Annotated in this window: 18 protein-coding genes; 15 read left to right on the top strand and 3 right to left on the bottom strand. The window is 42.0% G+C overall.

Going from position 1 to position 14,524, the window contains the following annotated elements:
* The first annotated feature begins 504 nt into the window (after positions 1-504).
* The 6 genes from kynU to I2484_RS07650 all read left to right on the top strand — a co-directional run bounded on the left by kynU (position 505) and on the right by I2484_RS07650 (position 6,245).
* Positions 505-1,770 carry a kynureninase gene (kynU, locus tag I2484_RS07625; protein ID WP_207150453.1) on the top strand — a complete coding sequence of 422 codons (1,266 nt, stop codon included), beginning with the start codon at positions 505-507 and terminating at the stop codon, positions 1,768-1,770.
* Positions 1,767-2,417 (top strand): arylformamidase, encoded by a 651-nt coding sequence (gene kynB / locus I2484_RS07630; RefSeq protein ID WP_207150454.1) that lies wholly within the window; start codon positions 1,767-1,769, stop codon positions 2,415-2,417. The genes kynU and kynB overlap by 4 nt, the downstream gene beginning before the upstream one ends.
* Positions 2,389-3,228, top strand: coding sequence for a tryptophan 2,3-dioxygenase (gene kynA / locus I2484_RS07635; RefSeq protein ID WP_207150455.1), 840 nt, complete (start codon positions 2,389-2,391; stop codon positions 3,226-3,228). Before kynB ends, kynA begins: the two co-directional genes overlap by 29 nt.
* Positions 3,229-3,697: 469 nt before the next feature.
* A complete protein-coding gene (locus I2484_RS07640) occupies positions 3,698-3,865 on the top strand; it encodes a hypothetical protein (RefSeq protein ID WP_207150456.1) in 168 nt (55 codons plus the stop codon).
* 114 nt (positions 3,866-3,979) lie between these two features.
* Positions 3,980-4,867 (top strand): D-alanyl-D-alanine carboxypeptidase family protein, encoded by an 888-nt coding sequence (locus I2484_RS07645; RefSeq protein WP_207150457.1) that lies wholly within the window; start codon positions 3,980-3,982, stop codon positions 4,865-4,867.
* A gap of 67 nt (positions 4,868-4,934) precedes the next feature.
* A complete protein-coding gene (locus I2484_RS07650) occupies positions 4,935-6,245 on the top strand; it encodes a D-serine ammonia-lyase (RefSeq protein WP_481886390.1) in 1,311 nt (436 codons plus the stop codon).
* A 104-nt stretch (positions 6,246-6,349) separates the two neighbouring features.
* Here I2484_RS07650 and I2484_RS07655 read toward each other — a convergent pair whose 3' ends face one another.
* Positions 6,350-7,084: a YqcI/YcgG family protein gene (locus tag I2484_RS07655; RefSeq protein WP_207150459.1), complete on the bottom strand. Its 735-nt coding sequence runs from the start codon at positions 7,082-7,084 to the stop codon at positions 6,350-6,352.
* Between the two features lie 133 nt (positions 7,085-7,217).
* Between I2484_RS07655 and I2484_RS07660 the strand changes: the two genes are divergently transcribed.
* Positions 7,218-8,069 (top strand): dimethylarginine dimethylaminohydrolase family protein, encoded by an 852-nt coding sequence (locus I2484_RS07660; RefSeq protein ID WP_207150460.1) that lies wholly within the window; start codon positions 7,218-7,220, stop codon positions 8,067-8,069.
* 59 nt (positions 8,070-8,128) lie between these two features.
* Here the strand turns inward: I2484_RS07660 and I2484_RS07665 are convergent, their stop codons facing one another.
* The gene (locus tag I2484_RS07665) at positions 8,129-8,506 is read right to left on the bottom strand and encodes a flavodoxin family protein (protein ID WP_255551215.1); all 378 of its coding nucleotides are present in this window, start codon (positions 8,504-8,506) and stop codon (positions 8,129-8,131) included.
* Between the two features lie 121 nt (positions 8,507-8,627).
* A complete protein-coding gene (locus I2484_RS07670) occupies positions 8,628-8,789 on the bottom strand; it encodes a hypothetical protein (RefSeq protein WP_346014167.1) in 162 nt (53 codons plus the stop codon).
* Between the two features lie 206 nt (positions 8,790-8,995).
* Between I2484_RS07670 and I2484_RS07675 the strand changes: the two genes are divergently transcribed.
* The 8 genes from I2484_RS07675 (at position 8,996) to I2484_RS07710 (ending at position 14,502) form a co-directional block, all read left to right on the top strand.
* Positions 8,996-9,223 carry a helix-turn-helix transcriptional regulator gene (locus tag I2484_RS07675; RefSeq protein WP_207150462.1) on the top strand — a complete coding sequence of 76 codons (228 nt, stop codon included), beginning with the start codon at positions 8,996-8,998 and terminating at the stop codon, positions 9,221-9,223.
* Positions 9,224-9,229: 6 nt separating this feature from the next.
* Positions 9,230-9,532 carry a hypothetical protein gene (locus I2484_RS07680; RefSeq protein ID WP_207150463.1) on the top strand — a complete coding sequence of 101 codons (303 nt, stop codon included), beginning with the start codon at positions 9,230-9,232 and terminating at the stop codon, positions 9,530-9,532.
* Between the two features lie 64 nt (positions 9,533-9,596).
* Positions 9,597-10,907: a serine hydrolase gene (locus I2484_RS07685; RefSeq protein ID WP_207150464.1), complete on the top strand. Its 1,311-nt coding sequence runs from the start codon at positions 9,597-9,599 to the stop codon at positions 10,905-10,907.
* Positions 10,908-11,166: 259 nt separating this feature from the next.
* Positions 11,167-12,282: a Fic family protein gene (locus I2484_RS07690; protein ID WP_207150465.1), complete on the top strand. Its 1,116-nt coding sequence runs from the start codon at positions 11,167-11,169 to the stop codon at positions 12,280-12,282.
* 370 nt (positions 12,283-12,652) lie between these two features.
* The gene (locus I2484_RS07695) at positions 12,653-12,964 is read left to right on the top strand and encodes a hypothetical protein (protein ID WP_207150466.1); all 312 of its coding nucleotides are present in this window, start codon (positions 12,653-12,655) and stop codon (positions 12,962-12,964) included.
* A 200-nt stretch (positions 12,965-13,164) separates the two neighbouring features.
* Positions 13,165-13,554 (top strand): hypothetical protein, encoded by a 390-nt coding sequence (locus I2484_RS07700; protein WP_207150467.1) that lies wholly within the window; start codon positions 13,165-13,167, stop codon positions 13,552-13,554.
* Between the two features lie 18 nt (positions 13,555-13,572).
* On the top strand, positions 13,573-13,953 hold the full coding sequence (locus I2484_RS07705) for a hypothetical protein (RefSeq protein ID WP_207150468.1): 381 nt from the start codon (positions 13,573-13,575) through the stop codon (positions 13,951-13,953).
* Positions 13,954-14,097: 144 nt separating this feature from the next.
* Entirely contained in the window at positions 14,098-14,502 is a 405-nt protein-coding gene (locus tag I2484_RS07710) for an NUDIX domain-containing protein (RefSeq protein ID WP_207150583.1), read from the top strand.
* The last annotated feature ends 22 nt before the right edge of the window (positions 14,503-14,524 follow it).

Genomic DNA, 14,524 nt, shown 5'->3' on the forward strand with positions numbered 1-14,524 from the left:
TACATACCGAGCATATCCCACTGGCAACCGAGCATAAAACAGAAGAACCGAGCACATCCCACTGGCAACCGAGCATAAAACAGAAGCACCGAGCATATCCCACTGGCAACCGAGCATAAAACAGAAGAACCGAGCATATCCCACTGGCAACCGAGCATAAAACAGAAGCACCGATCATATCCCACTGGCGACCGAGCATAAAACAGAAGAACCGATCATATCCCACTGGCGACCGATCATAAAACAGAAGCACCGATCATATCCCACTGGCGACCGATCATAAAACAGAAGCACCGAGCATATCCCACTGGCGACCGAGCATAAAACAGAAGCACCGAGCATATCCCACTGGCAACCGAGCATAAAACAGAAGAACCGAGCACATCCCTCTCCAACCCAATCATAATTCACCCCTCATTCCAGCAATAAACCCCGTTACGAGCGCAACCCGAATATGGTACACTTTTTCTAAAGACGGAAAGTTCACATAAGGGGGAATCGAACATGTTTGGCATCGATTACGCAAGAAAACTCGACGAAAAAGACAGCCTAGCGAAATACAAAGACGAGTTTTATCTACTCGAAAACACCATCTATATGGATGGTAATTCACTCGGATTACTGTCAAAAAGAGCGGAGCGCACGTTACACAATTTACTCGAATCATGGAAGACATTAGGCATCGACGGCTGGATAGAAGGAGATAGTCCGTGGTTTTACCTATCGGAGTCGGTCGGAGAAAAAATGGCGCCACTTGTGGGGGGAACAAAAAATGAGGTCATTGCAACGGGCTCGACAACGACGAACCTTCATCAGCTTGCCGCGACATTCTACAAACCATCAGGGACTAAAACAAAGATTCTTGCTGATGAACTCAATTTCCCTTCGGACATTTATGCACTAAAAAGCCAGCTAGCACTGAAAGGCTTTAATCCTGACGACCATCTTGTCCAAGTAAAAAGCATGGATGGTCGATTTTTAAATGAAGACGATATCATCGAAGCGATGACAGATGACATTGCGCTCATCGTTTTGCCAGCCGTTTTATACAGAAGTGGACAAATACTCGATATGGAGAAACTTACGAAAGCGGCAAATGACAAAGTCATCCCGATCGGCTTTGATTTATGTCATTCGATTGGCGCGGTTGAACATTCATTGCATGATTGGGGCGCTGACTTCGCTTTTTGGTGTACATATAAGCATTTGAACGGAGGACCGGGCTCCGTCGCAGGACTGTTCGTCCATGACAAGCATTTCGGTACTTCGCCTGGTTTGGCAGGATGGTTCGGTTCGAAAAAAGAATCGCAATTCGATATGGATCATACATTGGATCCAGCAATGGACGTCGCTGCCTATCAAATCGGAACACCTCATGTACTCAGTTTAGCGCCGGTCATCGGTGCGCTTGAATTGTTTGAAGAAGTAGGCCTAAAAAAAGTCCGCGGAAAGTCACTTCAGCTGACGGATTATATGTTGGCGTTAATTCAACAGGAACTGTCTGAGCACGGCTTCACAATTGGTAATCCAGTCGACGAATCACGTGGGGGCCATATCTTGCTTGAACATGTTGAGGCGGCGCGCATTTGTAAAGCGTTGAAAGAGGCTGGTGTCATCCCTGACTTTCGTGCGCCAAACGGTGTTCGACTTGCTCCGGTTGCGTTATATAATTCATTCGAAGACGTCTGGCATGTGGTGCAGAAACTAAAACTCATCATGGATGAAAATCGCTACGAAAAATTTGAGAATAAACGAGGTGTTGTCGCATGACGAGGAAATGGATCGATATTTCACAACCGCTTCAAAATAACATCGCTGAATGGCCGGGCGACACACCATTTTCATATGAAGTTGCATACACTAAAGCTGAGACAGGTTCGGTCAATATTGGAAAGTTGTCGACGAGTACGCATATGGGAACGCATATCGACGCACCGTTTCACTTTGATGACAATGGCTTAAAAGTGCTTGATTTACCCATCGATTTATACATTGGACTGGCGCGTGTACTCGATGTTTCAGGAAAAGAGAGTATTGGAAGGGCTGATCTGGAGGACATCGATTTCGGTGGGGCAGAACGGATTTTATTGAAAACGGGTAGCCGTCCTGATCCAAATGTATTTCCGGAAACCTTTACGTATTTGCGCGGGGATATCGGTCCTTTATTGAAAGAAAGAGGGGTTCGACTCATTGGCATTGATGCGCCATCTGTTGACCCGGAAACGAGCAAAACAGTCAGTGCCCACCATTCACTCAATGACAACGGCGTACTGATTTTAGAAAATATTGTCCTTAGCGAAGTGGAACCGGGTGATTATGAATTAATTGCATTGCCGCTTCCGCTAAAAGACGGCGACGGCAGTCCAGTTCGTGCTGTATTGCGATCAATTGAAGAGGAGCATACCAGTAATGACTGAAAAAGGGATTCACACGGATTTCAAAGATAATATGACCTACAGCGAGTATTTGAATCTCGATAAATTGCTATCGAGCCAGCAGCGCTTGTCCGGCCATCATGATGAGATGCTGTTCATCGTCATCCATCAAGTAAGTGAGTTGTGGATGAAACTCATTTTGCATGAACTCAATACAGCAATCGACTTAATAGAAAAAGATGAACTGCCGGAAGCATTCAAAATGCTGGCACGCGTGTCAAAAACGCAGACGCAGATTATCCAAGCGTGGGATGTGTTGTCGACATTGACGCCTGCTGAATATATGGAATTCCGGGACAGTTTAGGACGTGCATCAGGCTTCCAATCCTACCAAAACAGGCTAATTGAGTTTGCGCTTGGGTATAAGCAACCGCATATTTTGAAGATTTACGAGAAAGATCCCGAGCTTGCAAGTGATTTAGAGGCGGCATTCCGTGCACCGGGGATTTACGACGTGGCAATACGTGCGCTTTCGCGTGCCGGCTTCGCGATAAACCCGGAACTGCTCGAACGCGATTTCTCTGTTACATATATAGGGGATTCGTCAGTAGCGGATGCGTGGCTGGAAGTATACCGCAACGTCGATGATCACTGGAATTTATATCAGCTTGCGGAGAAGCTTGTCGATATAGAAGACAGTCATCAGCAGTGGCGTTTCCGTCATATGAAAACCGTTGAGCGGATTATCGGTTTTAAAATGGGGACGGGCGGTTCGTCTGGTGTGAATTATTTGAAGTCAGTGCTGGATCATCAGTTCTTTCCAGAGTTATGGAATGTGCGGACGAAGTTATAAAAGAGCCAAGGTTGTTAATAAGAAAAAGTAGCCCTAGAAACTCCGCCAACAAGTCTAGTTGGCGGAGTTTTAGTGTTTTATCCAAACGAACGTTAAATCTATTTTTCTTGTTCACTAATTGGAGGCAAGTATGCCGGCAATAAACCTGTCGAACTGATTGCCTGTCGACAGTAGGAACTCCTCCGCGAACCGCTGTGGTTCATTGCCACAACCTTGGAATATCCAGTAAGCGAACAATGTGCTTGAAATTATGTTTCCCTACCGAAATTACCAATCATCGATAGGCGGACTCATTGTGAATTCCATTATAAGCACCACCATTACTGAGTTGATATAGTAGCATATTCCGCAAGGACGGGGGTTGTGTGTGCGTTCCAAATTGTGCGCAGATGCCTGCGATCAATGATAGAATTAGCGCATTGGACTACTAATCGAAATTCATGATTACAGTAGAAAAGGGGGACTAAACATGCGTTGGATAGTAATTATTTTCTTGGCAATTGCGGTAGAACTTTTTGTGCGTTTTCTAACGAGAAATATGGAAGATAAGAAGAAAAGGGAGAAACTGCTTGCACGCATTTGGTTGGCGTTTGGGGCAATTCTAATTGTTGTTTGGTTAATCAATCGGTTTCTATAGACAGCTTGTATACCAAAGCTTAAGAAAATCTTCATGTTTGTACTAGGCAATTCTTCATTATTATCATTCATGATTAAAGTAATGAACTCTTATTACTGCAAAGGTGTGGAAAACATGAAGAAATTGATCTTTATACTAGTGATAATTATATTGAGCGTTACTGTTGTGATCAAAAACAAAGAAAAAACTTTCGAGAAAGTAGATTTAACCATTGCTGCAAAAGCAGTCATTCTTATAGATGCTGATACGGGTAAAGTAATTTACGAAAAAAATAGTGCAGAACCGTTACCAATTGCTAGTATGTCCAAACTGATGACGCAATATATCGTGCTAAACGCCGTCAAAAGCGGCAATTTGTCATGGGGGGATACATACAAGCCAAGTGAAGCGCTACACCAAATTACAGGACAATCAGCAGCCGTCAAACTAGGAATGACAGCAGGTCATTCCTATACATTGCAAGAACTGTTCACCGCAATGACGGTCAACTCTGCAAATGACGCGGCGATGGCGCTTGCAGAAATGGTTAGCGGAACGGAAGACGCATTTGTAGATTTGATGAATAAACAGGCGCAAAGTTTCGGTCTGAAAAAGACGACATTCTTCAATGCAAGCGGACTTGACGGCGATTATATTGGCAAAGGGTATGAGCAAACCAACCATGCCTCAGCACGTGATGTGTCAGTTATTGCGCAAAAGCTAATTGCCAAGCATCCTGAAGTGCTCGACTACACAAAACTGCCGAGCTTCAAAGCAGGTAATGGAACTATGTTATGGAGTACCAATTTAATGCTGGAGGGTATGCCTCAAGCCTTAGCTGGAATCGACGGATTGAAAACCGGCTATACAGATCAAGCAGGCTCTTGCTTTGCTAGTACAGGCGTCTTTGAGGGACGACGTATTATTTCAGTCGTCATGAATGTTGACGCGGATGGCGGAGATACAACCACTCCTCGATTTGATTTGACGAGAGAGCTGATTGAGAAATTTGTGCTAAATTAGCTTCGTGAATCGCCTCGCATGTTACACTATTCATACAAAATTCCGAAAAATGGGGCGATAAATAATGATGGAACCAACACAAGTAAATGACTGGAAAAAGAAGCTTCCGCTCATCGGACAGATGATAGCGCATGAAGAAGTACTCTGGCTTAATCCTTTAATCGAGTCAACAACGACCGGTCTTCAAAAAACAGGAGTGACTGCAGAAAACGTCAAGGATGCATCAGACCGTCTGAAACGTTTCGCGCCATATATCGAGCGTGTCTTCCCGGAAACAAAAGTGTCCAACGGCATTATCGAATCACCGATTACCGCGATTCCAAACATGAAAGAAGCGCTTGCCAATCAATACAAAGTAGCAATCCCAGGTGAACTTCTCCTGAAAGAAGACAACGCACTGCCGATTTCAGGTTCTATCAAAGCACGCGGTGGCATATACGAAATCCTAAAACATGCCGAAACCCTGGCGATTGAGCACGGATTGATAACAACAGCTGACAACTACACTAAATTCGCAGAGCCGGAATTTAACAGTTTATTCTCGAAGCATAAAATTGCTGTCGGATCCACAGGAAACCTTGGTCTAAGCATTGGCATCATAAGCGCCAAGCTCGGTTTTGACGTTACAGTTCATATGTCCGCAGATGCGAAACAATGGAAAAAAGATATGCTGCGCGAAAAAGGCGTCACAGTTGTTGAATACGCTGATGACTACAGTAAAGCTGTTGAAGAAGGGCGTCGCCAAGCAGATGCGGATCCTTCATGTCATTTTGTTGATGATGAAAACTCACTCGACTTATTTTTAGGCTATGCAGTGGCAGGGGAACGTGTTGCAGCGCAGTTGAAAGCGCGTGGCACCATCGTTGACAAAGACAACCAGCTGTTCGTTTACCTGCCATGCGGTGTCGGTGGCGGCCCTGGTGGTGTAGCATTTGGATTGAGGCTCGCATTCGGCGATGCAGTCCGCTGTTTCTTCGCGGAGCCGACGCATTCCCCGTGCATGATGCTCGGTATGATGACTGGCCTTCACGATAAGATTTCAGTTCAAGACTTCGGTCTCGACAATAAAACCATTGCGGACGGACTCGCAGTTGGTACAGCATCTGGTTTCGTTGGCAAGACAATGGAACCGTTACTATCCGGCTGTTACACGATTGCGGACGAAACGATGTTCAAGTTATTGAAACTGCTCGCGGACACAGAGAGTATTCGACTCGAGCCGTCCGCACTTGCCGGGATGACTGGTCCAGTAAAAGCTATCCGTGAAAATATGAAGGAAGCTAATTTAGCAACTACTACCCATCTTGTCTGGGCAACAGGCGGTAGTATGGTGCCTGAAGAAGTGATGAATTTATATTATGGTATGGCTGGGAAATAACTTAATTATTTCCCGGGAAATCGACATTAAGTTGGGAAATAATTGCGAGTAATGAAAAACCTCACACTTCTGTGAGGTTTTTTGTCTTTATTGGGCACACATTTTCACGTCTTCTTTTTATGCGAAAATGGACATTGCCCTTGAATCGGCTCCACGTCATCCCCAATAAAAAACTGTTTCCATTCATTATGTTCTGGATCCCCGAAATGGCTAATATCTGGATGCTTCGGCAACTGGTCCCAGACTTCCACGCGTTCACGAACTTTTTCCCGCGACATGACACCGCCTTTTTCCGTCCCTTTCAATCCCTCGAATATTCGGCGCGGCTGAAAACCAAGTACCATCGCATTGCCTAAATTTCGGGTTTTTCGTTGCTTATAAGCAGGTGTATTGCCAAAAACAAAAATTGGCTCGCCATGGAAACGGAAATCCCACAAGTGATGCGCTGGATCACGTGGACTTTCCGCTGGCCATTCGACCTCATCCACCCCATGCAGGTACTGCAATATCTCCCAGAACTGCTTCCGGTACTCATCCAAAGAACCTTCAGTTTCAAATGGCTCAACAAAAACGAATAATCCATGCCGCTTATGAGCGGGATTGTCGAAAAGTGCCAAAAATGACTTCAACGTTTCCGGCAAATTGGACCAGTCGTTTTGTGTTACATACCCATAACGCAATTCGCCCTTGACCTCTCCTCCCATACCGAAATAACAAGGAAATGTCTTATCTGTCACTGTGTCATGGAACGTTTGGTATTCCTTCAACAACCAATCAGGTAAATCAGTACGTTCTACAAAATCCTCTTTTGTTAATAAAACCTTATCTATCTGAATCATCGTTTCTCCTCCATTTAACTCAATCTCTCTATAGTCCCATTCCCGTTAGGCAAAGGATAAAACCATTTAAATGTTTAACTAGCATATGATGGGGAAGTGTTAAGAAGACAATAAAATAATTGGAGGATCAAGCATGAATTCCCCTATAGAAAAGACAGACACTACAAAATGCAATACAGAGTATGATACGCTTCGCCGTGTAATCCTATGCCAGCCTAGATTTATGGCTATAGAAGAAGTGATTAACGACGTGCAGAAAGAATATGAAGATGAAAATATAAATGTTGACCTTGCAATGAAACAACATAAGGCGTTTGAAGAACTCCTTAAAAAACATGGCGTCGAAGTAATTAAACTACCATCATCAAAACAATTTCCAGAACAAGTTTTTACGCGGGATATAGGCTTTACCGTCGGCGACAATATTTTCGTTGCAGAAATGGCAAGCAATATTCGTAAAGGGGAAGAAGAGGCGCTTGAGGAGTGGCTGGACGATGAGGATATTGCATTTCAAACCACAACGAATCGTATGGAAGGCGGAGATGTCATCGTCGACCGTGGCACATTGTACGTCGGCATTAGTAGCCGTACATCCATAGAAGCTGCTGAAAAATTAAATGTCGATCTTCCAGATTACACGATTATTCTTGTTCCTTTCGATGAAAAGTACCTGCATCTAGACTGCGTGTTTAACATCCTGTCACCCGAAGTAGGACTTATTTTCTCGAAGGCATTCGATCCAAGCATCGTCGACATGCTGAATGCAACCTACAAGCTCATCGAAGTATCCGAAGAAGAACAATTTACAATGGGTACGAATGTCTTATCAATTGGCGACAAAAAAGTGTTCAGCTTACCGCAAAATAAACAAGTAAATGCCCAAATACGTGCGCACGGATTCGAAGTCATCGAAGTCGACTTTTCGGAAATCATTAAATCGGGTGGTTCTTTTAGGTGTTGCTCGATGCCTGTTAATAGGGAATAGAAACGCTTGGAAACCTCACTGTGAAGTGGGGTTTTTGAATAGTAGGGATTATAACGGAATCACCATTTAGCTATTTTTTTTGAATTGGATAATTTACATAGGTATCTAAAGCGTATGTGGAAAGACTTCGTGTCTGCACTGCTACCATGCAATCTTTCATAGGCAAGCGTTGCAATACTACTTTTCCCCCCAAGCCAAAGCGGTGTCCGGATAATAAGGATATCCGCTTCTTTCACCTTTTCAAATATCTGCGGCCACTCATCACCATCGCCCGTATAGGGACTCATTCCGTAAGACATCGCGTAATTCGCCAATCTACCGACCTCTGATACAACATTTTCATTATCATAAATCTGGCGGACCTTCTTCGCAAGAGCCACTGTATTCGATTCCTCCTCTGAACTTTTCAACGAAGTATTCAAAATTAGTACTTTCAACGAGCCTGTCAAAACCCACCTCTGTAATTTTGTCTTCTATTATACCATTACCCTGCAGGGCCAATCAAAAACGTGTTTAAGAACAATCCATCCGAAATGGATTGTTCTCTTTTTTTTAATGCTATACCACTTTTGAAGACAAATCATTCAGTGCCTCACTCATTGAGGGATGCGTGAAGATTTCATCTCGCAAAAACGTGTACGGCAATTTCGCTTCGATCGCAACACGTACTGTATTAATCAATTCACTGGATTCAGCACAAAATAACGTGCAACCTAAAATCTCTTAGGTGTCTGGATCTACAGACGCTTTCAATAGTCCATCCGTTTGTTTCACGACACGGGCACATGGAAGCGTCGCCACTTTTTAGGCAATTTCCTTTTTCCTTAGCCATTACGATGAATTAGTAATGTATTTCAGACTATGTGTCAAAAAAACTTTACTTTAGGAAAGAAATATATTACACTCAGTTTATAAGAGGTGATGAAATGACTTTAACTAATGAAAGAAAGATACGAAACAGAATTGTTGTACTAAGGGCTGAAAGAGGTTTATCACAAAAAGAAGTGGCTGATAAATTGGGGGTGAGCAGGCAGACAATCATCTCTCTTGAAAAAAATAGGTATAATCCGTCTTTAAAATTAGCATATGATATCTCACTGATGTTTGGGGTAGATTTACACGAAGTATTTCAATATGAAGTCGAGGAGGAGTAAGAAATTATGGATATTTTATTCACTGTGCTTAATCTTGTCTATGTAGTAATTTTCTTTATTGCACTATTTATTTCTTTGAAATTTGAATGGGGTGAAGAATACAAAGACGAACGTGGAAAAAGTATTTCAAATAAATCATACAGTATAGTATTTCCACTTTTACCTCTCGGGTGGCTTTTCCTTGAATTGTATAATCGGTTCATTAGCGCCCTGGATTACGATGCGTACAAATTGGCAATTTGGTTTTTAATCACAGGATTATTAATTATTCAAGCAATTATCCTATTGGTATTAAAAAGAAAGTATTAAGTTAGCTATTCGCTCACACATAACGTATGTGAAAAACTGGAATTGTTGGAAAGGGAGTTGTTGTGTGAATACTCTTTCGTGGATTGGAATGTTGGGAATCGTGATTCTTACGCTCTTGCCATTAGCCAAAAAAGAGAACAGAACAAAACAGGAAATACGGAAAGCAATAGTAACGGTAGCAATTGTACTCGGCATTATTATCGCCGTGTTAGTGTTCGACGTTAATTATTTACTCGCATTGATAGTCGGTTTCTTTGCAATGATTGTATTCGATAAAAAAACGTATACGAAAAAGCGATTAATTATCTATGGATCAATTATTCTACTCATTGGAATCGCGGGCTTCGCCATATTTAGGGATAATCCGGGGTATGTCTTAAACCATCTTAAGGACAATCCACAAACGACATCCCTGTACCTAGCGGAAAATGGTGTGGAATTAATCACCCATCAATCGGATGCAATACGGCCGCTGGCAAGTACCGTGAAGATATTGATTGCTGCCGAATACGCCATGCAAATCGATACAGGTCAGCTGAACAAAGACAGTTCCGTACCGCTTGCGGATTTAAACCGCTACTACTTAAAAAACTCGGATGGTGGGGCTCATGAAGAGTGGTTAAAAGCGATGCAAAGTAAAGACAAAATCAAAAATAACGAAGTGACATTGCATGATGTCGCAAAAGGAATGGCCACCTATAGCTCCAACGCAAACACGGACTACCTAATCGACCTGCTCGGAATATCTGCCATCAATGAGCGGGCAATAGCCCTCGAACTAACACAGCATGAGGACGTCTACCCGATTGTCAGCGCTCTTTTAATTCCTGATCATATCAAAAGTAAATCGATGAGTGAGAAGCAATTAATCCAAAAGCTCGAAGACATGTCGATTGAAGAATATCGAACATTAGCTGAAGAACTGAGCAAACAAATGAAAGAGGGAACCATCAAAGTTGAAGATGTAACATTTGATTCGTCTAGTGACGTACAAAAAGTATGGTCAGATCGCTTAATAGGAGCATCCGCCAACGACTACGGGAAGTTACTAACGGTAATTTCGAACGACCAACTTCCGACGACAGCTGCTGAAACCATAAGAGATTTACTTGAATGGCCAATGCAGCTAAACGAGAGCAATCATGACCGCTTTGTCCACCTAGGCGCAAAGGGCGGATCGACCGCATTCATACTGAACGACGCATTGTATGCAGAAAATCACAATGGGGATAAAATCGAAATCGTCCTTCTGACAGACGACTTGAACTTCTGGCAAGGAATGCTCATCAGAAAAAACATGAATTCATTCGAATCGAAGTTACTTGGAAGTGAAGATTTCCGATTGGAAGTCCAAAGAGAACTCTCTGAAACGTAATGCATATGTAAAGCCATTGCCGGCTGAAATTTCGGTAATGGCTTTTTTTACGATTATTGCTACGTGGAGGTAATAAGTCTCGATGTGCTAAGAGTAGTGGCTAATTAAGGAGTCTTTAATTATTAATAAGGATCATATAGTGGATCGTAAATGAGAAATAGGGAACAAATAGAGAGTCCTTAGTGGGGGATAGGGAGTTAATAAGGAGTCTTTGGTGTATTATTAAGGTATACAAAATATCCTTATTGAGGTGAGCAAGGTGTTTAATCCGAAATTCACATATACAAATACAATGGTTTCAGAGTTAATGTTGATTGAACATTCAAGGGCAGTTGTTGACCTTATGCCCCTACCTGCCACAGTCGAGCGTGATTTGATTGAAAAGGCAAAAGTGAAAATGACACACTATTCGACACGCATTGAGGGGAATTTACTGGATTTGGAACAAGTATCAAGGGTAGTTAAACAAAAACCGGAGAAGAATAGAATCGCGGCGGAAGATGAAGTGCGGAATTACTGGGAAGCACTGTCATTCTTATCTCGGGAGAAGAAAAAAGGAACTCCTATAACAGAAGATTTTATTCTACGATTACATGCAATCATTTACCAACACGGAACTGGGAGAAAGGCCTTGAAGAGTAGATACAGAGTAGCGACAGGACCCGGAGTTCTATTTGCGGTATTTGATAATAAAACCCGCCAGCCTGAATATATACCTCCTGAGTATTCGGATGTACCGGTTCTCATGGATGACTTTACTACATGGATTAAACAAGAAACAGATCTTCCAGTCCCGATCAAAGCAGCCATTGCCGCATATCAATTACTGACAATCCATCCATTTGAGGATGGTAATGGGAGGACTGCGCGGGCATTGGCGACGTATATGTTATCCCTAGCGGATTATGATATGAAAGGATTTCAATCCCTGGAAGAATATTATGTGGATGATTTGGATGGTTATTACCGTCATTTACAGATGGGATTGCCGGTTCTATATTACGACGGACGTCATAAGCCAGAGAACATGGCACCTTGGATTGAATACTTTGTTAAGGTTATGTCCTTGGCATATGAAAAGGTTGCGAATCTAGCAAAACAATTCTCAACGTTAGAGCAGCATGCATTGATAGCTTTACTTGAACCAAATGAAACGACATTATTGCGATTTATAATTGAAACAAATCGACCTGTTAAACCATTAGAGTTAGCTCAGCTTTTTCAAGTTCATACACGGACCATCGGAAAGTGGACAAAGCAGTGGGTGCTGAAAGGGTTAATCGAGCCGGCAGGGGGAACAAAACGAATTACAGCTTATCGGATAGGGAGCAGCTATTCGGAATTTACACTGGCTGATTTGGGATATAAAGAATGAGCAATAGACATTGACACTTGTTCGATGACAATTATAAGGGGAGGAATGAATCTGGGAATTCCTCGGATTTGGTATGCTTCCTTAATAAGGGCCTAATAGGGAGTCTAAAATCGAAAGTAAGGACCAAGTAAGGTACGTTAATGTACCTTATTTGGTCCTTACTTTGTTTAGTTACTATCAAAATTATATCAGCTAGCAAAAGAAAGGGGATGGCTATGAAAGAATAGTGGGAAGTAGTCCGGATTTATTGTTGCAACTGCACTTGAACGCCCATGTCCATAGATGGCGTTTTAGCGATGAATTTGCTAAATCAGACTGCACTTTTTTATGATACGATTTAAGTAGGGATACAAAACTGAGGAGTGATACCTTGAATGAAATACAAAGGGCACTTCAATCTATTGGGAAAACTAATTTTGTTGAGTACTTTACGGATTATAAAGAATTGACTTCAAGCAAGAAGAAGCTCACGAAAGATGATAAAATGCCGCTGGCGAAGAAGTTACTTGAGAATAATCCGAATGCAACTGCGTTATCAGGTCAAATGATAAGAATCTCTTGCGCTATAAAGATTTTTGGAAATGGGTGGGAGAATGATGTATTGAGGGAAGTAATAAATTCAACGAGTTCAAGAATAACTAAGGAAATCAAAGAAAAAGCGAGGACATTGTTAACCGATTAAATGGCGACCATCACTGTCCTCGTCAAATAGATACACATCATGTATATGAATCAATTAATGCCTGTTACCCACAGTTGCGCTACGGAAAATCGGTCCGTGCGTAAAAATACCGGTGACGGGCATTTGTGTGTTCAAAAAAATGTGGTTTAGAAAAACTATTGTAGGGGATCGGATATGTAGGTAGAAAAGGAGGCACCATTTTGAAACCAACTATTCGGTATAGAATTAAAGAAACACCAGTCCAAGTGGTTCATGATTATGGAGAAGTAGTCGTTAAGAATGGGGTTTTAATAGAGGGAGAGCAACTTTGTGCAATTTATGATTTAGACGAAGAATCATTTCCGTTTGTTTGCACTCTAAATCACGATTTAAATCATATGCTTTCGACTCAAGATCTATTGATGCAAATCGGTAATTGGGAAGATGGGATTGAGATAGCGGAGTGTGAAGTTCATGGGGATGAATGTAATGAAAAGATGCTCTATGTCTGCAACGAGTGCCATGAAATGCATGCAGAAGAAACGTACATATGCCAAGTCTGCGATTGTGAAAGCTTGCGGATTGTTCCAGAATCGGAATTGATAAATTAAATTGAGGAGAGAGGGAAATTGAATTTTAAAAGCATAGACATTCAAGTACTAGATGATAGCAGTACGATTGTTGTTAAAAATGGAATATTGGTTAAAAATGAACAGTTTTGCGCGATTTACGACATAGATAAAGGGCACTTTAAATTTGTCTGTACAACATGTTTCGAGTTAAATATAATGCTGGCTACTCAAGACCTTCGCATGAAAGACCCAGAGGAAGAGGAGCGCTTATGTTCAGAATGTGGAATAACGATGCAAGAAGGATTTTATTTTGAGTCGGATGGAACACAGTATTGCAGTGAAAAGTGTTTAACAAAAGTAATTACGTGGGATGAGTATTTGGCGATTCACGATAATGGCAATGGTGATGCTTATTGGACCGATTGGTATGATTATTGAGCTTAAATTGCTCGCAAAATATCATGGGGAATTGAGGGTCTTTGGTAAAACAAATATGTAAATGGCAACTATATGGTATGATTTGTTTATATAATCAGATAAAGATTTCTGGTATGAAAATAAGATTAAGAATAGGTGATTACAATCAAAAAAACAGTACATGTTGTTGGAGCAATTATAGAAAATGAAACCGGTAAAATTCTTTGTGCGCTACGAGGGCCAGAAATGACCTTGCCGAATTACTGGGAGTTTCCAGGCGGAAAGATTGAAGAAGGCGAAACAAAAGAAAAGGCCTTAACGCGCGAAATTCAAGAAGAGCTGGGCTGTACAATTGAAGTATTTGATCAAATCGAAGATACAACGTATGAATATGAAAAAGTTATCGTGAGGCTAGAGACATTTATGTCGAAAGTGATTTCTGGAACTCCAACACTTTCGGAACATGCGGAAATAAGATGGATTTCGAGAGAAGAGTTACCGTCATTGAATTGGGCGCCTGCTGATATTCCGGCAATTGAAAAGTTAACGAATCTAATCCCGAAGAAATAAAATAGCAAAGAGATGCGGTGAT

This window comes from Sporosarcina sp. E16_8, assembly GCF_017347095.1.
Taxonomy (GTDB): domain Bacteria; phylum Bacillota; class Bacilli; order Bacillales_A; family Planococcaceae; genus Sporosarcina.

Bases quoted from the DNA above. Each gene is read 5' to 3' on its own strand.
- kynU (WP_207150453.1), top strand. From the start codon at position 505: ATGTTTGGCATCGATTACGCAAGAAAACTCGACGAAAAAGACAGCCTA.
- kynB (WP_207150454.1), top strand. From the start codon at position 1,767: ATGACGAGGAAATGGATCGATATTTCACAACCGCTTCAAAATAACATC.
- I2484_RS07640 (WP_207150456.1), top strand. From the start codon at position 3,698: ATGCGTTGGATAGTAATTATTTTCTTGGCAATTGCGGTAGAACTTTTT.
- I2484_RS07645 (WP_207150457.1), top strand. From the start codon at position 3,980: ATGAAGAAATTGATCTTTATACTAGTGATAATTATATTGAGCGTTACT.
- I2484_RS07650 (WP_481886390.1), top strand. From the start codon at position 4,935: ATGGAACCAACACAAGTAAATGACTGGAAAAAGAAGCTTCCGCTCATC.
- I2484_RS07655 (WP_207150459.1), bottom strand. From the start codon at position 7,084: ATGATTCAGATAGATAAGGTTTTATTAACAAAAGAGGATTTTGTAGAA.
- I2484_RS07660 (WP_207150460.1), top strand. From the start codon at position 7,218: ATGAATTCCCCTATAGAAAAGACAGACACTACAAAATGCAATACAGAG.
- I2484_RS07675 (WP_207150462.1), top strand. From the start codon at position 8,996: ATGACTTTAACTAATGAAAGAAAGATACGAAACAGAATTGTTGTACTA.
- I2484_RS07680 (WP_207150463.1), top strand. From the start codon at position 9,230: ATGGATATTTTATTCACTGTGCTTAATCTTGTCTATGTAGTAATTTTC.